Genomic DNA, 18,243 nt, shown 5'->3' on the forward strand with positions numbered 1-18,243 from the left:
GTTAAACGGTAATGGCAATAGACCGAAATCATTTTACCGTTGAAGCCCCGATTTAAGCCGCCTGTTTAATTGTGTTGCGCGAGTCTGAATATTCTCTCATATCAATTCCCTAAAATAGGCTCAACGCTTTATCCTTAAGACACCAATTCTTAAATTGACACTGGCACCATTAACAGTTGGATAAGATAATAAAGATAATAAACAAATACATTGTGATTATTTGATAAGCAATATTGCTTTAATACTGATCTAATCTCCATGTGGGCAAAGCCAAGGGAATTCTTTAAATGGGTAAGGAATAAAATTAAGCTATTAAAAGAATCTTGGTTATTCTCTTACTCATGGCTGATGGTTGAGAAATGCGAAGTAATTAGAAATTACTGGAGCAAATTCCAATCGATTTCATTCTCTATGGATTCAGTGGTAAAGGGTCGTTCCCTGCCCAGTGTTTTGAGATGTCGTGCCATAGTTAAACCATAGCCCCATTCATATCATGTGAGCAGGGTGGCTAAAGCTACATGACCTACTGCATCAATTCAGAGTGTCCTAGCCCTAAAAATCCGTCCACGGCAAGACAGTGTCTTGCATGTGGGGCAGATTTACTATTACGCGATCGCTATCGTGTCAGCGGCGCGTTAGGTAAGGGTGGTTTTGGCACTACATTTCTGGCCCATGATGAGGGCTTACCTGGCTGTCCGCCTTGTGTAATTAAGCAATTGCGACCCACTGCAGAAGCTCCCCATGTGATGCAGATGGCCCGCGATCTATTTGCGCGTGAAGCTAAAATCCTTGGCAAAATTGGCAATCATCCTCAACTGCCACGTCTGCTAGATTACTTTGAAGCCCGCACAGATTTCTTCTTAGTGCAGGAATATATCCATGGTTTCACACTTCAGAAAGAGGTAAAAACCAATGGGGCGTTTAGCGAAGCTGGTACCAAACAATTTCTAAGTGAAGTGTTGCCAGTCATGCAGTACATTCATCGTAACCAAGTCATTCATCGTGACATTAAACCAGCTAACCTGATTCGTCGGGATGCCGATAAGCGTTTAGTACTGATTGATTTTGGTGCCGTCAAAGATAAGGTGAACCCGGTTAAGGCGAATGAAGAGTCGGGGCATACAGCCTTAACTGCTTATGCTGTAGGTACTCCAGGTTATGCACCGCCTGAGCAAATGGCAATGAGACCGGTATATGCCAGTGATATCTATGCAATTGGGGTTACCTGTCTCTATCTGCTAACGGCAAAGTCGCCGAAGGAGATGTCCTATGATCCCCAGTCTGGGGAGATTCTTTGGCAGCAGCATGTAAAAGTGAGCGATCACTTCGCAAATGTTTTGAGCAAAATGCTGGAAATTTCAGTGCGCCATCGCTATAGTTCAGCTGATGCCATTTTGCGAGATCTTGATTTAGAGCCATATTTAGATAGCCTGGCGCAAAATATGGCGATTCCTACCACTGCACCTAAAGATGTCGGGCCTGTGAGTCAGCCGACCTTCAATAGTGACGATACGGCTACAGTATTGGGGTTAGATGATTCCCAATCTGTAGTTTCCCCATCCGCTCGGATGGCGGCAGCTATTCGGGCGCGCAAAGAACGACGCCAAAATACAAAACCATCTCCAGTTGCACCCCGTCGCCCTTCCGGTAATTTGTTGTCTAGTAGTTCAAGCCAATCGGGTCCCTTTTCTGGGCATGGCAAGAAAATTACGCCTGAAGCGGTGCAAAGGGCTTATAGTCGAGGTCATCGTGATTTTTCGTTGCAGCCTTTGGCTCAGCTCAATTTACAACGCATGATCCTTAGCGGTGCGAGTTTTGCTGGTGCGCAGCTGAGGTACTGTAATTTACAAGGGGCTGACCTCACGAATACCAACTTGAGCAAGGCTGACTTGCGTCAATGTAATTTGAAAAATGCCAAGCTTTCCAATGCTTATATGGGAGCAGTAAATTTGGAGAATAGCGATCTGCGTGGGGCTAACTTGAGTCGTAGTAATTTGGCAGGCGCTAACCTCAAAGGGGTCAACTTGTGTGGTGCTGATTTAACAGGCGCTAATCTAACTGAGAGTCAGTTAGCGGCAGCTAAAACAAACTGGTCTACGATCTACCCCAATGGGCGTCGAGGGCTACGCTAAAGACCTAAGAGATTTGCCTCTACCTTACACCCGATTTTTCCTGAGCCGCGTTAGGATAACTAAGGTAATTTTTGTGACGATCTATTAATTCTATGTTTCTTGATGAGCTCACACCTCTTGTGCAAGAACTCTTGGGAAATCCTATGGCCTTTGTTGGCGGATTTGCATCTGGTCTTCTAAAGCTCAACTTGAATGATGATCCAGTCAAAAGCTGGTTGGTGGATCAGGGAGCCAGTGTTGCAGACCAGGCAGATGATGATGATAATTCTGGCAAAGGTCCTCAAACTATTTCTATTGACTAGGCAGTAATTCTGAAATCCAGGCTTGTATTTGAGATTTTAAGGGTGAGCTAGGAGCTTTACACAGGAGTTCCAGAGCCTTTTGATAGTCTCCAAAGGCACAGTTCCAATGGCCAATTAATTGATAAGTACGTCCTCGCTCTGCGTAGATGTGAGCGTTTAATTGACCTAAAAATAGTGCTAAATCGAAGCAAACGATGGCATCGTCATACATCTGGAGGGCTCTGAACAGTACACCCTGATGGAGCCTTGCTTGAGTGTTATGTGGGTTGATATCGATAGCGAAGTCGTAGTCGGTAATGGCTGCATCCCAATGCTCTAGTGCGATATTGCACCGGGCACGATACGCATAAATCCGATCATCGTTGGGATTAATCTGAAGCGCCTGGTTGTAATCGCGTATTGCTTGAGGCCACTTTCCTCTGTGATAGTGCATTAGGCCCCGGTTGCTATAGTGCTTTGAGGTTTGAGGCTCCTGAGCAATCAGATAGCTCAATAGATGAATTGCCGTGGAATAATCCTGCTGCTGTATGGCTTGATGCAGTAACTTGTGGGTGTTTTTCCTTGTATGGCTAACTGAAAGGCTGTTGGCAGATGATGGGGGTCTAGATAGCAGCATGTTAATTGCACTCCCTATCGTTTCAGGCTAATGGATAGAGTTAGCCACTAACCGAGGTAATAGCGCGTTGTTCATGCCTGACAACACCACTAACTGAATCGTTGCATGGCTGTTGTTTCTGACCCAACCGGGAAATAACGGAGCATTGCTCGTAAAATCACAAAGTTAATAGGTGTTTTTACGTACACCGAATCCCCTGACAGTTGCCAAACATTACAGCTCGTGGGGTTTTATAACGGATTTCAGCGGAATTCTTTGCTACTTCCTTGAGACAGTTACGATTGGAAGCGGTAAAGCTAGCAAAAATCGTTTTGAGCTACTATGACTCTCTCTTCTCCGTCGACAGTGCTATCAGACAATGACTACGTGATTGTTGGTTTAGCTCACTGTTTTATGAAGCAAGACGGTGATGTGGTGCCGGTAAAAATTTTAGAGCCTGTTCCCTCTGCTTATTTTGAAGCGCTTGTTAAAGGGGTGCCCACGTCCTATAGGACCCTCTACAGTTTGCAGCTGGGTGAGCTAGTAAAAGATAAGCAGCCAATCGTAACTCATTTACCCGTTGATCCAAAAAATGTTCAATTTTGTGAGGATTTTGTAGAGCGGGCATTAGCGGCTGCAAGAACCTATCAAACGAGAGACGATATTCAGGCGAAGATGCCCTATGGTCAATCATTTTCGGATGTAAATTTCTCTAGTGAGAAGAAGCGAATCTTAAATTCGACTAACAATGTGACTGCTGAAGACAATGTGAAGCAGCACAAATATACTCATATGACACTTTAGCCTTGCAATAGACTATAGAGCTGCGGACTTCAGGCATACGTTGTTTGGGGGCAATATTAAAAATAAAGAGGGAGCAGTCCATAGACCGCTCCCTCTTTATTAAAAAACATTGAGAATTTGAGAAAACTGAATTGACGAGAGGTCGATTAATATAAGTGGAATTGCGATCGCAACAATATGATCACATCCTGATTAACCAACCGAAAGGCACTTGACACTGGGGTTAATTACTTAAGGAATGTGACTTAACGAAAACCAACAGATGCCTGCCAAACGAAAGCTAGTAGCAAGAAAAATATAGGTAGAATAGGCAAAATATCTACCAGGGGAGCAAATGCTTGATATGCTTCGGGGAGTTTAGCTAACAGTAGGACCGCGTCCATGAAAACCTCTCTACGTTGGCGACAGTTTGCTTAATAATTGACTCACATCTTAACATGCTGTGGTGCATGCTAAGGTTTGTTCATATTTTGTCTAGCTACTAGAAGTAGAGGGTTCTAGCCACTGTTGAAACTTTGCCACAAACTGATTTTGTAAAATTGCTTTACGAATGGCCTGGGTAAATCGAATTAGCTCAGTGATGTTATGAATAGATAACAGCGTATATGCCAGAAGTTCGTGGGCATGGATCAAATGGCAAAGATAAGCCCGCGTAAAATTCTTGCAGGTGTAGCAGGTGCACGTTGAGTCCAGGGGAGTGAGGTCCCGACGAAACTTTTGATTCTTTAAATTCCATCGTTCACCTTGAACCAAGGCTGCTCCATGGCGAGCTAAACGAGTTGGAATGACACAGTCAAATAGATCCATGCCAGCGGCAATTGCTTGAGCCATTTCTCGGTAGGTGCCGACACCCATGAGATATCGAGGTTTATCGGGTGGCAGTAGCGGCGTGGTGGCTTGAACGATTTTTTCTATGAGCTCAGGCGGTTCACCGACGCTGACACCGCCGATGGCATAGCCGGGTAAGTCTAACTCCACTAGCTGTTCTGCAGCGGCTTGGCGTAAATCTAGATGAACACCGCCTTGTACAATGCCAAACAGAGCCTGATCGTTGCGTTGATGTGCCTCTATACAGCGCGTCAGCCAGCGATAAGTACGTTGGGTGGCTGCTTCGACTGCCTCTCGATGGGCGGGATAGGGGGGACATTCGTCAAAGGCCATAATCACATCAGCTCCCAACTGATTTTGGATGCGGATGGATTCCTCCGGCGGCATATAAATAACACGACCATCGCGGGGTGAGCGGAAGGTGACCCCCTCTTCAGAAATTGTACGGATTTTGCTCAAGCTAAAGACCTGGAAACCCCCTGAGTCGGTCAACATAGGGCCAGACCAGCCCATAAACTTGTGTAGCCCACCGGCCTCAGCCACTAAATCTTCACCAGGTTGTAGGTGTAGGTGGTAAGTATTGGACAGCACCATTTGTGCGCCAGTATCTTTGAGCTGTGATGGCGTTATGGTCTTAACATTTGCTAAGGTGCCCACTGGCATAAAACGTGGCGTGTGGACTGGGCCATGGGGTGTATGAAAAATTCCTGCTCTCGCCTTAGTGTGGCAGCAGGAGGCTTGATGTTCGAATGAAAAATGGTCAGTACCCAACAGTTAGTGTTGTCCTCAAGTAATACTGTTGGCAACGTTACTAGATTTAAGCTAATGGATACAAGTGACTAACTCGTAAAGTTATTGCTGTCATCGTCTAGACAAGCATCCCACCGAGCTGTTAATGCCTCAGCCAGCATAGCTTCTAGCGTAGCGTCATTAATGTTGCAGCTATTCTGCTCTGTGAGAGGATTTGATTGGGGCAAAATGCGAAGGCAACGGTTGTCCTGGATTAAATCAAAATAAGGTTGGTTATCCGCTAGCTGCCCCATCTCCAAGTAGTCAAAGCTAGCGACGTTGAGATAGAGACTTCTGTTGGCCACCAGCGTTGCTTGTTGAGGATCGCTAAAGACTTCGACGACATAACCCTCGCCTTCTCTGAGAACTTGTTCTTCTTGTTGATGGATATACCGAACACGTCCTAGATGCTGCAAGATTCGCACCATGTCCTTTGGGTTGACTACGATGCCTACATCGACAAGACATGGGGCTGGTAAGGAAGTTGTTGAAGGTTGATAGCTCATAACAGGGTCGGTAGATGGGCACTTATAGTCAGCAGTGGGCCCGTGAAACACCGAAGTTTTTAACAATCTATACTCAAGATAGATGAAATCTGATTATTTGGAACGTCCAAGACAAAAATAATCTTTCTGTTTGTTTGTATCCTTTTAACTTCACATTATTTCAGCAATTTTTCGTACTGCCTTCAGCCAGAATACTGAACGTTAATTCTTACGTCTCAGATTAATCGTGTGGTCAGAGTACGTTGCTGACTGCTCAAGTTATTTGATGACAAGCTTTTGAAGGAAATTTATGGAGCAGTGGATTAAAGCTTTTGCCCGAGCTGGACAGCAACAATGGGCTTTGTTAAATGGAGCTTTGTTGTTTTACACGAGTGTGCCGTTACCTCGGCAATGGCCAGCAGAGTTAGGGCAGGTCGCCCGCATCGTTCCTGTTATTGGTCTTGGATTGGGGGGGCTTTTGACGGTGCTTGATGCTGTGCTCAGCCTTGGGATGCCGCTTTTGCTCCGTAGTGCTGTGCTCATTTTGGTAGGGGTCCGACTGACCGGAGGATTGCATTTAGATGGTGCCATGGATACCGCCGATGGCCTTGCAGTGCAGGATAACCGACGGTTAGACGTGATGGCCGATAGCTGTTCCGGGGCATTTGGAGTGATGGTTGCGATCGCAATTCTGCTGCTCAAAACAGTTGCCTTAGCAGCGATTACTCAGGGGCGATGGTTTGCCCTGATGGCATCGGCTGCCTGGGGACGGTGGGGTCAGCAGTGGGCTATTGCTACTTATTCCTATCTAAAACCCAGGGGTAAGGGGGCATTTCATAAGCAAGCACTACCATCCTGTTGGTACGCTCTACCCTGGGCGATAGGACTGGTGCTATTGACCGGTTTAGGTGTTGTTGCGGGAGGTATTTCCTGGCGTTATGGTGTTGTTGCGATCGCAGCTGGATTAAGCAGTGCTGGGTTGGTGGCAGACTGGCTCAATCGCAGATTAGGGGGACATACAGGGGATACCTATGGGGCCGTTGTCGAGTGGGTTGAGGTTGTTGTTCTGGTGAGCTTAGCGTGCGCTAACTAGGGAGGCTGTCAGGGTAGGATCCTGGAATAAGGGAGTGCTGAGGTAGCGTTCACCAAAGCTAGGCTGAATCACGACGATCAATTTGCCTGCATTTTCAGGTCGGCGACCTACTTTGATAGCCGCACAGAGTGCTGCACCACTGGAAATACCAGACAAAATTCCTTCTTCTTTGGCAAGACGACGACCAAAAGAAATCGCTTCGTCATCCGTCACGGGAATAACTTCGTCAATGAGTTCTACTTGCAATACTTCGGGCACAAAACCGGCACCGATACCTTGAATCTTATGGGGACCCGGCTGACCGCCAGTTAGTACTTGACTGTTGGCGGGTTCTACGGCGATGGTTTGAAACTCAAGTTTGCGTTGCTTAAGGACTTCACTGACTCCGGTAATCGTGCCACCAGTGCCCACGCCAGCGACTAAAAAATCTGCCTGCCCCTCGGTATCTTGCCAGATTTCTTCCGCTGTCGTGTTGCGGTGCATATCTGGATTGGCCGGGTTGCGAAACTGTTGCAGCATGTAAGCATTTGGTGTTGATGCTACCAACTGCTGGGCCCGCTGAATACACCCTGCCATCCCCTCATTGCCTGGGGTCAGTTCTAGCTCGGCACCGTAGGCACGTAACATGGACCGACGCTCGGCGCTCATGGTTTCTGGCATGGTCAAAATCAAACGATAGCCTTTAGCTGCCGATACCATGGCTAAAGCGATGCCAGTATTCCCAGAAGTTGGTTCCACTAACGTGGTTTTACCAGGTTGAATTTTGCCTGCGGCCTCGGCAGCGGCGATCATATTGACGCCAATTCTGTCCTTAACCGAAGCCGACGGGTTCATGCCTTCAAGTTTGAGAACAATTTGAGCCACACATTCCTCACTTTGAGGAATGCGATTGAGCTTTACTAGCGGTGTTCGACCCACCAGTTCAGTAATATTTTGGGCGATCCGCATGGCCAGCTATTTCCCAATGCGCTAAATGTAATACATCAAATCAACCTGATGTTTGGCGTTGCGTTGCTCTACCAAATCTTGCAAAGTGTGAGCAGATAGCACTTCTCTAGCCGCTTCCTGCACTGCTTGCCACAAGCTCCGGACAACCTGCCGCTCTGTTGTCAATACAGCATCGCTTGCATTGTCCTTCTTTTCTAGACCTTCGATACAATTTACAACGTCCAATAGCAATACATTCCACGGAGCCTGTGCTAATAAATAGCCTCCTTTGGCACCGCGTTGACTTTTTACAAAACCTGCGCGGCGTAATGTGGCTAAAAGTTGCTCTAAATATCGATCAGGAATATTTTGTTGAGCTGCAATTTGACGAATTTGCAGAGGCTCGCTCTTTTCATAGTGCAAGCTGAGTTCTAGCAGTGCAAGCAGGGCGTATTCACTTTTGCAAGAGAGTTCCACGGGGCGGCATAGCTGCAACCCTTATAGTATACTCCGGTTCTCCACTGGGGAATGGATAATTATATATTTATGATTATTTCTACCATGCCGAACTGGGGTGCCAGCTCTATGGGTCAGACATTTACTATTTATATGCTCGGGTTATATGCTCGGAGCTAATAATGTGTGCCTCATCTAAGTCTGAGATTTGAGCTTTTCTAGCAGATGGTTGTAATCGGGATGAAATCGAGGATGGAGCAAACGCTTGACGGGTTTACCCTGTTGGATATGCTGCTCCAGAATGTCATTGACGTCATGGGGATGAACACGGCAGTACCAAACATTATCAGGAGCCACTCTGACGTTAGGTCCTGAACCGCATTGGCCGAGACAAGAACTGGCTGCCACCATCAAATCGGGACCTGCATATTGCTTTAAAGTCTTGAGTACAGCTGCTGAATTGAAGCGAGTGCAACTGCGGTACTGGCAAACTTGAATAAATCGGCGTTGGGGTGACGATTTGCTAGCCGCTCGGTTAGCTGGAAGTTCTTCCATCAGGAATGATGACCAAAAAAAGGCCTAAATTGGACAGCTGCAAGTATGAGCATAAAAAATCACACCCGCAGCTATTGAGTGAAAATCAAGGACACACAACCAGCCTTGTGTTTCGTATCATTGCAGGATTGACCATAAAGTGCAAACTATCTTGCTATCTATAAGGAAAATTCATAAAAATTGGCCTGACTATTGGTGTGCTTAAGGTCATGCGAAATCATATTGTTGCGATAGTGACTCTTGATAAACCCTGGTTGTAAGGCTTGTAACAGTTGTTGTGGGCTGCCAGATGTTTTCGCAAGACTTTATAACATCTTAAAAAAACGTCACTAAACAGATCCTAAAAAGCGGTTGACGACACCGTTAATTGTTTGTTGCATGCTGCGTTTGCGTCGCCACCGGTTTAAATCACGTTCGTAGCGTTCGCCTGACGTTTGTAATGTCCGCCAGGCTTTGAGGGATAAACCCAGTCCCCAAAATAATGCAACGTAGAGCGAAAAGCCAAGGTGACCTAAAAATGTGCCGCCTGGAGTGAGAAAGTCTATTACGACTAAAAAGATAATGACGATGCTATAGCGGATGGCCTGACTCTGCAAACGTTGTATGCGCTGACGTTGAAACAGGCGGTGATCTTCGGCCTCCCCCTTCATGATTTTCCACTCTTGTTCAGCCGTTTGCAGCGCGGCTGGGCTGATGTTGAGTTCTTCCGCAATTTCTACCAACTGTTGATGGGAGAGTTCACCCGATTCGGTCTCTTGTTCGATCGCAAGTTGCAAGATCCGCTGAGCGTCTTCCATTCGGTAGAGCTTGTCCATGGTTGTCTACGGGGATTGGGGTGATTTGGGCAGGCTCCACCGTCTAAAGCGGCGATATCTATACCAACGCCCTATCCTTAGTTATAGATAATTTCGCGGCGATTGAACTAGGGGAGTCGCCGATCGGATAACCGTCTTTTAGGAGCATTGCGATGTCTTTGATCGAACTGAGTGGCTTGACCACATATCCAGTTAAGTCGGCGGCAGGTATTGGTTTGCATCAGGCTCAGGTGACTAGCCGGGGGCTGTTGCATGACCGACGCTGGATGGTGTGCGATCGCAATGGCAAATTCCTGACTCAACGTAAACTCCCTAAAATGGCGCTGATTCAAGTGACTGTTGATGAGACGCTACATCTCAGCATTGCTGGAGTACCGGATTCCTCACTAGAGCTCCCAGCGGTGCCAGCTACGGCCCAGCTGCTGCATGTGAATGTGTGGGGTGATGCTTGTACTGCCTGGTCCATGGGAGATAAAGCGGCTCAATGGCTCCATCATTTCTTAGGCGTGGATGCTCAGCTTGTTTACATGCCAGATAGCACCCATCGCCCCGTGGACCATGGACGGTTTGAGACGCCGAATAGTTTTTCAGATGCGTATCCGTTTTTGCTGATTTCCGAAGCCTCGTTGGCGGATTTGAATGGCCGTCTAGAGCAGCCAGTGCCGATGAATCGATTTCGGCCTAACTTGGTGGTCAGGGGCTGTGAGCCATTTGCTGAAGATACCTGGAAGCAAATCAAAATTGGCGACATTTTGTTTGATGTGGCTAAATCCTGTTCCCGCTGTTCTATTCCTGGTGTGGAGCAGTCCACAGGAGAACAGGGCAAGGAGCCATTGAAGACCCTGGCTACCTATCGTCGTTGGGATCATGCGATTTGGTTTGGTCAGAACCTGATTGCCAACGGTGAAGGGACGTTGGCTGTGGGGGACACGGTGGAGATTTTGGCCTAAGAATGCAGAATATAAACCCCCGTAGGGCGTTACCGATGTCGATCTTTATTAATGGTTGACTTGCCCAGGCTAGGCAGCTGATTCGAGGTGCGGTAACCGGGCGTTGATGATGGCGGATGGCGTCTGCGTCTGATCAATGGCATCCGTGGGCTGTGGATCATCAGTTCGCCGACGATAACATTGAGCTGGTCGCCAATGAGCATGACCAGTGATGTGAGGAATAACCAGAGCAGCAGGACAATCACCGTACCAATGGCACCATAAACCTTGTTGTAGTTACCAAATTGGGCTACATACATGCGGAATGCTGCGGATAAAATGGCCCAGGATAGGGCTGCCAGCACTGCACCAGGCATGAGGGGTTTACCACGGGTCCAACGGCTGGGGCCAAAACGATAGACAAAGGCAAATGCAGATGAAACAATGCCTAACGCTAAAGGCCATGTAAAAAGTCGCCAAATGGTGAGTACCCACTCTCTGACGTTTTCACCGCTTTGCTCTGCCCCAATATCAGCTAGCAGTTGGATAACGCCATCGCTAAGAAACACCAGGTAGGATGCGGTCATGAGCAATAGGATGGTGCCAATGGTCAAGCCAATGGATAAGAGCCTGGCTTTCCAAAAGGGACGACGCTGCTCAACGGGAATCTGGTGGATTTCATCCAGGGCACGCATGGCGGCGCTGATGGCTCCTGAAGACGCCCATAAGGCGATCGCAAAACTCAAGGAAAATAATCCTCGGTTACCACCAGCGGTAACTTCATCGGCAAAGTTTTGGATCAGTTCATTAACAGCGCCTGGTGCGATTTCACTTAACCGCATGGCCAGGCGATTAAATGTATTCTCTAATGAATTAACTAAACCAATGGCTGTCAGCATGGCTAAAATGCCGGGGAAAAGGCCCAGCATAGCGTTGTAGGCCATTTCTGACGCTAAACTTGGTAACCGTCGCCTGAGGGTGGCGTGTACAACAGCACGAACGGTGTGCAGATTGATATAGCTTAAAAATCGAATAAATTCGAGCGGCGAGAAGGTTCGCGACAATCGTCGCAGCGGTTGCTGTGCACAATAGGTCGTATACAACGTCTGACGCAGCGTAGAATGCAGCTGACCAGTCTCTCGTCGGGGAAGGTTTGGCAAAACGTCTAGCTAATCAAAACACTTCTTCAAAATACAGATTTCTACTTATATATCAAGTAACAATCGTAGAAACCTTACGTTTTTACCCCTCAGCACCTATTTGTAACATACCCGCTTGCCATTGGCCGCTACGAACGAAGTGTGCAAATTCTTAGCATGGGCGGCAATACCTACCTACTCACTGGGGGAACACCGATCATCAGGTATTTGACCCTTTGCCTAGAATGCAAATAGGCGCATACGAGGAGGCTTGGCTATGCAACCATCTAATCCAAATCAGTTTACGGAGCAGGCATGGGCTGCGATCGCAGCTACTACCGATCTGGCTAAGCAGTGGCAGCATCAACAAATTGAGACCGAGCATTTAATGCTGGCTTTACTAGAGCAAGATGGATTAGCCAGTCGCATTTTCCAAAAAGCCGGAGCTTCCATCGATGCATTGCGCAGTGCAACTGAGGCATTTTTACGTAAACAACCCCAGGTAACGGGGCAAAGCGACAACATATATTTAGGGCGTTCGCTAAATACTTTGCTGGACAATGCAGACGTGTTTCGCAAAGAGTTTGACGACGATTACATTTCCATTGAACATTTACTGCTGGCCTATCCTGAGGACGCCCGCTTTGGTAAATCTTTGCTGCGGGAGGCGGGTATCAACGCCAAGCAGCTCAAAAATGCTGTTAAACAAGTACGAGGCCATCAAAAGGTGACCGATCAAAACCCTGAAGGTAAATACGAAGCGCTAGAGAAATATGGCCGTGACCTGACTGAGTATGCCCGCGAGGGTCGTCTCGATCCAGTCATTGGTCGAGATGATGAAATTCGTCGGACCATTCAAATTTTGTCTCGCCGTACAAAAAATAATCCTGTCCTTATTGGTGAACCAGGGGTGGGTAAGACGGCCATTGCCGAAGGAATGGCTCAGCGAATTATTAATAATGACGTACCCCAGTCGCTACGCGATCGCAAACTGATAGCCCTGGATATGGGTGCGCTAATTGCCGGGGCCAAATATCGTGGTGAATTTGAAGAGCGTCTCAAAGCCGTACTTAAGGAGGTGACCGACTCCCAGGGACAGATCATTCTGTTTATCGATGAAATCCATACCGTGGTGGGTGCTGGCGCAACTCAAGGAGCCATGGATGCAGGCAACCTACTCAAGCCGATGCTGGCTCGGGGTGAGCTACGTTGTATTGGGGCGACGACACTGGATGAATATCGCCAGTACATCGAAAAAGATGCTGCGCTGGAGCGTCGTTTCCAACAGGTTTATATTGATCAGCCGACTGTTCCTGACACTATTTCTATTCTGCGGGGTTTAAAGGAACGCTATGAGCTGCACCATGGTGTCACCATCGCGGACAATGCATTGGTGGCAGCGGCTACGTTATCAACTCGCTACATTAGCGATCGCTTTTTACCCGACAAAGCCATTGACTTAGTCGATGAAGCAGCGGCCAAGCTCAAAATGGAGATTACCTCCAAGCCAGAAGAGTTGGATGAAGTCGACCGCAAGATCCTGCAGCTAGAGATGGAGCGTCTGTCTCTCAAAAATGAGACCGATGCTGGTTCCATTGAACGCCTAGAACGTTTAGAGAGAGAACTCGCAAATCTTAAAGAAGAACAAAGTACGCTTAACGCTCAATGGCAGTCTGAGAAAGATGGAATTGATCAAATTCAAGTCATTAAAGAAGAGATTGATCGTGTCAATATTGAGATTGCGCAGGCAGAGCGAGACTATGACTATAATCGAGCCGCTGAACTAAAATATGGCAAGCTCAACGAACTTCAAGAAAAAGTCTCCCAAGCCGAAAAACAGTTAGCTGAATCTCAGGCTAGCGGTCGTACTTTGTTGCGAGAAGAAGTGTCTGAAGAAGACATTGCCGAGATTATCTCTAAGTGGACGGGAATTCCCATCAGTAAACTGGTGCAGTCAGAGATGCAAAAGCTGTTGCTGCTGGAGGATGAACTCCATAAACGAGTGATTGGACAAGAGGAAGCGGTTACCGCTGTTGCAGATGCAATTCAGCGATCACGAGCGGGTCTGGCAGACCCGAATCGGCCCACAGCAAGCTTTATCTTCCTTGGCCCTACTGGTGTGGGTAAAACCGAGTTAGCTAAAGCCCTGGCAAGCTATCTGTTTGATACAGAGGAAGCGATTGTTCGCATCGACATGTCAGAGTACATGGAGAAACATGCGGTATCTCGCTTGATCGGTGCACCTCCAGGATACGTGGGCTATGACGAAGGTGGTCAGCTAACGGAAGCATTGCGCCGCCGTCCCTATTCAGTGATTCTATTTGATGAGATTGAGAAGGCGCATCCAGATGTGTTCAACATTATGTTGCAGATTCTCGATGATGGCCGCGTGACAGATTCTCAAGGTCGCACTGTGGACTTTAAGAATTCGGTGATCATTATGACTAGCAACATTGGCTCCCAGTTTATTCTAGATGTGGCGGGGGATGATAGTCGTTACGAGGAAATGAGAACCCGTGTAATGGATGCCCTGCGCTCAAACTTCCGTCCTGAGTTTCTAAATCGGGTGGATGAGATGATTATCTTCCACAGTTTGCAGAAGTCTCAGTTGCGAGAGATTATTAAGCTACAGGTGCAGGCGCTGGAGAAACGGTTGGCGGATCAGAAGATTGGACTATCGTTGTCAGAATCAGCCTTAGATTTCTTGGCGGATGTGGGGTATGACCCGGTTTATGGGGCAAGGCCTCTGAAACGGGCAATCCAGCGTGAGTTGGAAACTGCGATCGCAAAGAGCATTCTTCGGGGAGATTATAAAGGTGGCGACACCGTTGTGGTTGACGTAGAGAATGAGCGACTGGTTTTTAAGGCCAAAGTTGCAATTTGATGAGCGATTAAATTCCGACATTCGAAAGGTGGGCATGCCCACCTTTTTTGGGGCTTGCTTCAGGCCCTGTTCTGAGTTTTTCGCCTGACTGTGTATTTTGGCTTCGTATAGTCAGGCCAATGACTGTTCACCGTTGTCCGCTATCTTTTTAAAGTCTTGATAAAAGAGTGAACTTTCTAATATTTAATGTTCTAGGTTACGTTTTCCTCTAGAAACAATTTTTATATAGTGTATAGCGATAAGTGTGTCGATCCAGCTGATTTTGCTGTTTTTCTAGATCCTATTGTGAGAATGAACAAAATTGCTGCTTCTATCACATGTTCTTTGGGTATTGCTTCTGTCTCTGCTGTCGTTTTAGCTGCTGCTCCTGTGTCTGCTCTGTCTATTACGTCAGAAGACTCGATCTATGAGTTAACGGTAGAGGAAACTACGTTTGATGATTTGCGTGCAAGGGAAGATTTTGAGAATTTAGTCCCGTGGTTCGGTGATGAGGATTTAGCGCAGGCAGTAGCATCGGCGGCTGGTGAGGCTTTTGCTGATGGCAACAACGAGTTGGGAGTGCCTGATGGTTTTTTTGGCCCCTCTTTTGCGTTTGATGTGGATATAAATGGGAGTATTGATTTTACTACCTACATTAATAATGAGAGACGTCTGGTAGAGGCAGCAATTCCAAATTCCGACTTAAGAACAGGTGTCTGTGTCCTGGAGCTAGCAATCGAGTTGTGCACAGCGTGCCCCTATCCGATACAGTCAATTCATTCGAATGGGTCTTGCCCTTGGCAAGATAGTCGTCATGGTCTCAAGTGTGCTCGGATTCGACAGTGTGCTCGGAAGTCTGACCTCATGCATAGGAATGATGAAGGATGGACGTCAGCCTAGTAACGCGACTCGTTATAGCCTTCAAGATGCGGTCTTAGGAGCATTTAGTGCGTTTTTCATGCAAAGCCCGTCATTCTTAGAGTACCAACGACAGTTGCAAAGCCGTCATGGTCAAGACAATGCCCAGAGTCTATTTGGCTTGACCAACATTCCGAGTGTCGAACAAATTCGTAATATTCTCGACCCGCTTCCTGCGAGGGGGCTATCGGGTGTGTTCATCTTGAATTATCAGGATTTAGAGAAACAGGGATATCTGCGTGGGTTTGAGGTACTTGGCAAGCATCTATTGGTCACCCTAGATGGAACCCAATACTACAGTTCGCATGAGGTAAGTTGTCCGTGTTGTTCAATCCAGACGCATCGCAATGGCCAGGTCACCTACAGTCATAAAGCTATCTTGCCAGTGGTGGTGTCGCCGAGCCAATCATCGGTGATTTCGTTGTCCCCTGAATTTATTTATCCTCAAGATGGTCATGAGAAGCAAGATTGTGAGCAGGCTGCAGCTAAGCGTTGGATAGCGACTCATGGACAGATGTTCGCTCAGCGAGATGTGATTTTGCTCGGCGATGATCTATACAGTCGTCTACCGATGTGTGAAACAGTCCTAGCTCAGGGAATGAGTTTCATCTTCGTGTGTTTACCGGAGTCGCATCCAGTGCTCTACGATTGGATTGAGTTCAATGCGGCCAAGGGTCAGGTCAAAACCATCGAGAAAACGCGAACTCAGGGTAAGGAGAACGTCCACTATCGGTACCGATATTTAACCGATGTTCCATTAGGTGGCACCCCGTCGGACCGGGTACTGAATTGGTGTGAGGTCACCGTCACTCGACAACGAGACGGCAAGCGACTCTATCACAACAGTTGGATCACTCCACTAGAGCTCAATACCCCGCAGCAGGTCATTGCTGTAGTTGAGGCGGCTCGCAGTCGTTGGAAAACTGAAAACGAAAACCACAATGTCCTCAAAACGAAGGGCTATCATTTAGAGCACAATTTTGGCCATGGGCAACAGCATCTAGCCTCGTTCTTATTGACCCTAAATCTGTTAGCATTCCTGTTTCATACCATCTTGGGATATGTAGACGAACGCTATCAACGAATTCGACAGATTCGAGGTACCCGAAAAGGCTTTTTTCAAGATATTGTCGCCTTGACCAAGTACCTCTGGTTTGAGAGTTGGAACGCATTGATTGAGTTCATGCTCGATGATACCAAGCCGACGGGTCCCTTTCGAAATACCTCTTGATTCTCATCGTGACTGACATCCTCAACAGGAGTCTCTCTTACATACCACTCCTGTCCGTACATTGGAATTTGGAATTGCTGGGTAGAGGCCGGAAAAATTAACTCCGATTCAGACACTTTTTATGCTGTTATCAATCTTGAGGTGTCTCCGGATGGTGCGGCAGATGTGCCCACACCTGCATTACTGCTAGGGCTAATGGGTATGGGACTGGCTGCGATGCGCAGACGTAATCTGGATTGATGAGAATTTAATTTAAAGGCAGGGGGGATGTTGGTTTAACCCAGCCTAAGGTTTAAATGACTGCCGCTCCGAGGTGTTTAGGCCTTGTTTTAGTACCTGTAATACTGTTACTAAATCTTTATTGAGGAGTGCTGTGCGGTCTAGCCAAAGACCGGGGAAAATGTGAGAGCGCAGAATATCTTGACTGTCAGCGTTGAACTGAACGTATTGGTTGTCTTGTAGTTTGAACCAATCGAACTCATAGTCATGTACTCGCCAGACCAGATACTCTTGCACCTGGTTGCGGCGATAGACATGGAGCTTGGCCCCTAGATCCAGGGAAGCACTGCTGACAGCTATTTCGACGATCAGCTCTGGCGCTCCTTCGACCTAATCATCATAACTGATAATGGATTGGCCCCTTTGCTCAATCCTCAACAGTGCATCGGGCTGGGTTTCGTTGGAACGGTCACTTCGGCTTCGCTCAGTGACCGTCTGGTTTCGCTCAGTGACCGTCTGGCTTCGCTCAGTGAATGCCTGGTGGCTGAGCAGAGTCGAAGGCATCAGGCGATTTTCTCGCTTACAGGCGTTTGACGAGGATGCTGATGACGTCGCCTGGTTCAGGGGTAAGGATTAGCCGATTGTCGGGAGTTTCTATCAGGGGACTCCACTGGCTTTGCTCGACGTACTTCAGGTTATGTAACAGGTGGATGGTTTGGCGGATGCCGCCGGAGCTGCCCAGGAGAATATGGCGGATAGTTTCGCCAGTGGGTAGGGCGATGGATAGGTCGGCAGGCAGTTTGGTTGGCGCAGTCATGGGGCGTTTTCCTTGTATTTTCGTAAGGGTCAGGAAAGCGCCCAAAAAGTTAGCCACCCTGCAACGTCTCAGGGTGGCTGTAAAATGCTCACAGCTCACCAACTGGTTGTGCAGTTGGAGGGGTTAGCGGGGTGGGGGTGTTGGCGCACCGCCATCTCGCGTAGCTAAATTTTTGGGTGCGAAATAGCTGACAGAGGTGTTCCGTAGCTATTAGCTTTGTAGGCTATCAGTCCTCAGCTAATTCAGTCAATATGCGGACTGACATCAAGAAAAATTGTTGAATATAGTGAGTTAAGATCCTGCAAAGCATTTGCCCTATGTCAACGACAGTCGCCATTATCCTGAC

General features: G+C 47.5%; 19 protein-coding genes and 1 pseudogene. 9 read left to right on the top strand and 11 right to left on the bottom strand.

Annotated features, from left to right (window positions below):
* Window positions 1-518: 518 nt before the first annotated feature.
* Window positions 519-2,132 (top strand): serine/threonine-protein kinase, encoded by a 1,614-nt coding sequence (locus SPB21_RS25650; RefSeq protein WP_163661113.1) that lies wholly within the window; start codon window positions 519-521, stop codon window positions 2,130-2,132.
* Window positions 2,133-2,224: 92 nt separating this feature from the next.
* Window positions 2,225-2,434: a ssl0294 family protein gene (locus SPB21_RS25655; protein ID WP_006517302.1), complete on the top strand. Its 210-nt coding sequence runs from the start codon at window positions 2,225-2,227 to the stop codon at window positions 2,432-2,434.
* Here SPB21_RS25655 and SPB21_RS25660 read toward each other — a convergent pair.
* The gene (locus SPB21_RS25660) at window positions 2,424-3,050 is read right to left on the bottom strand and encodes a tetratricopeptide repeat protein (RefSeq protein WP_163700048.1); all 627 of its coding nucleotides are present in this window, start codon (window positions 3,048-3,050) and stop codon (window positions 2,424-2,426) included. The two genes, SPB21_RS25655 and SPB21_RS25660, sit on opposite strands and share 11 nt — an antisense overlap.
* 321 nt (window positions 3,051-3,371) lie before the next feature.
* On the opposite strand from SPB21_RS25660, the gene SPB21_RS25665 reads away from it, so the two are divergent.
* Window positions 3,372-3,833 (top strand): hypothetical protein, encoded by a 462-nt coding sequence (locus tag SPB21_RS25665; RefSeq protein WP_499868004.1) that lies wholly within the window; start codon window positions 3,372-3,374, stop codon window positions 3,831-3,833.
* A 245-nt stretch (window positions 3,834-4,078) separates the two neighbouring features.
* On the opposite strand, the gene SPB21_RS25670 is transcribed toward SPB21_RS25665, so the two are convergent.
* From SPB21_RS25670 to SPB21_RS25680, 3 genes are all read right to left on the bottom strand, one after another.
* A complete protein-coding gene (locus SPB21_RS25670) occupies window positions 4,079-4,216 on the bottom strand; it encodes a photosystem II reaction center protein K (protein WP_006517305.1) in 138 nt (45 codons plus the stop codon).
* Window positions 4,217-4,307: 91 nt separating this feature from the next.
* Complete coding sequence (gene tgt / locus SPB21_RS25675) at window positions 4,308-5,432, bottom strand: tRNA guanosine(34) transglycosylase Tgt (protein ID WP_163700052.1); 1,125 nt, start codon at window positions 5,430-5,432, stop codon at window positions 4,308-4,310.
* A gap of 68 nt (window positions 5,433-5,500) precedes the next feature.
* Window positions 5,501-5,956: a hypothetical protein gene (locus SPB21_RS25680; protein WP_163700054.1), complete on the bottom strand. Its 456-nt coding sequence runs from the start codon at window positions 5,954-5,956 to the stop codon at window positions 5,501-5,503.
* Between the two features lie 289 nt (window positions 5,957-6,245).
* Between SPB21_RS25680 and cobS the strand changes: the two genes are divergently transcribed.
* Window positions 6,246-7,028 (top strand): adenosylcobinamide-GDP ribazoletransferase, encoded by a 783-nt coding sequence (gene cobS / locus SPB21_RS25685; protein ID WP_163661103.1) that lies wholly within the window; start codon window positions 6,246-6,248, stop codon window positions 7,026-7,028.
* On the opposite strand, the gene cysK is transcribed toward cobS, so the two are convergent.
* The 4 genes from cysK to SPB21_RS25705 form a co-directional block, all read right to left on the bottom strand.
* Window positions 7,011-7,976, bottom strand: coding sequence for a cysteine synthase A (gene cysK / locus SPB21_RS25690; protein WP_499868005.1), 966 nt, complete (start codon window positions 7,974-7,976; stop codon window positions 7,011-7,013). The two genes, cobS and cysK, sit on opposite strands and share 18 nt — an antisense overlap.
* 21 nt (window positions 7,977-7,997) lie before the next feature.
* Window positions 7,998-8,432, bottom strand: coding sequence for an RrF2 family transcriptional regulator (locus SPB21_RS25695; RefSeq protein WP_006517310.1), 435 nt, complete (start codon window positions 8,430-8,432; stop codon window positions 7,998-8,000).
* Between the two features lie 174 nt (window positions 8,433-8,606).
* Complete coding sequence (locus SPB21_RS25700) at window positions 8,607-8,966, bottom strand: (2Fe-2S) ferredoxin domain-containing protein (RefSeq protein ID WP_163700058.1); 360 nt, start codon at window positions 8,964-8,966, stop codon at window positions 8,607-8,609.
* 329 nt (window positions 8,967-9,295) lie between these two features.
* The gene (locus SPB21_RS25705) at window positions 9,296-9,781 is read right to left on the bottom strand and encodes a 2TM domain-containing protein (RefSeq protein WP_163661100.1); all 486 of its coding nucleotides are present in this window, start codon (window positions 9,779-9,781) and stop codon (window positions 9,296-9,298) included.
* Window positions 9,782-9,933: 152 nt separating this feature from the next.
* Between SPB21_RS25705 and SPB21_RS25710 the strand changes: the two genes are divergently transcribed.
* Entirely contained in the window at window positions 9,934-10,731 is a 798-nt protein-coding gene (locus SPB21_RS25710; protein ID WP_250565845.1) for an MOSC domain-containing protein, read from the top strand.
* Window positions 10,732-10,760: 29 nt separating this feature from the next.
* On the opposite strand, the gene SPB21_RS25715 is transcribed toward SPB21_RS25710, so the two are convergent.
* Window positions 10,761-11,870: a YihY/virulence factor BrkB family protein gene (locus tag SPB21_RS25715; protein ID WP_163661098.1), complete on the bottom strand. Its 1,110-nt coding sequence runs from the start codon at window positions 11,868-11,870 to the stop codon at window positions 10,761-10,763.
* A 256-nt stretch (window positions 11,871-12,126) separates the two neighbouring features.
* Between SPB21_RS25715 and clpB the strand changes: the two genes are divergently transcribed.
* The 4 genes from clpB to SPB21_RS25735 all read left to right on the top strand — a co-directional run bounded on the left by clpB (window position 12,127) and on the right by SPB21_RS25735 (window position 17,101).
* Window positions 12,127-14,733, top strand: coding sequence for an ATP-dependent chaperone ClpB (gene clpB, locus SPB21_RS25720; RefSeq protein WP_499868006.1), 2,607 nt, complete (start codon window positions 12,127-12,129; stop codon window positions 14,731-14,733).
* Between the two features lie 291 nt (window positions 14,734-15,024).
* Entirely contained in the window at window positions 15,025-15,612 is a 588-nt protein-coding gene (locus tag SPB21_RS25725; RefSeq protein ID WP_499868007.1) for a hypothetical protein, read from the top strand.
* Window positions 15,587-16,861 carry an ISNCY family transposase gene (locus SPB21_RS25730; RefSeq protein WP_250564713.1) on the top strand — a complete coding sequence of 425 codons (1,275 nt, stop codon included), beginning with the start codon at window positions 15,587-15,589 and terminating at the stop codon, window positions 16,859-16,861. Before SPB21_RS25725 ends, SPB21_RS25730 begins: the two co-directional genes overlap by 26 nt.
* 141 nt (window positions 16,862-17,002) lie before the next feature.
* Window positions 17,003-17,101: a PTPA-CTERM sorting domain-containing protein gene (locus tag SPB21_RS25735; RefSeq protein ID WP_499868008.1), complete on the top strand. Its 99-nt coding sequence runs from the start codon at window positions 17,003-17,005 to the stop codon at window positions 17,099-17,101.
* A 45-nt stretch (window positions 17,102-17,146) separates the two neighbouring features.
* Here SPB21_RS25735 and SPB21_RS25740 read toward each other — a convergent pair.
* Together SPB21_RS25740 and SPB21_RS25745 are read right to left on the bottom strand one after the other, a co-directional pair.
* Window positions 17,147-17,557, bottom strand: a pseudogene (locus SPB21_RS25740) (Uma2 family endonuclease); the annotation flags it as partial.
* 103 nt (window positions 17,558-17,660) lie between these two features.
* Window positions 17,661-17,897 (bottom strand): hypothetical protein, encoded by a 237-nt coding sequence (locus SPB21_RS25745; protein WP_163700065.1) that lies wholly within the window; start codon window positions 17,895-17,897, stop codon window positions 17,661-17,663.
* Between the last annotated feature and the right edge of the window lie 346 nt (window positions 17,898-18,243).

The sequence above is a fragment of the Leptothoe sp. ISB3NOV94-8A genome (assembly GCF_043421595.1).
Lineage (GTDB): Bacteria > Cyanobacteriota > Cyanobacteriia > Phormidesmidales > Phormidesmidaceae > Leptothoe > Leptothoe turfae.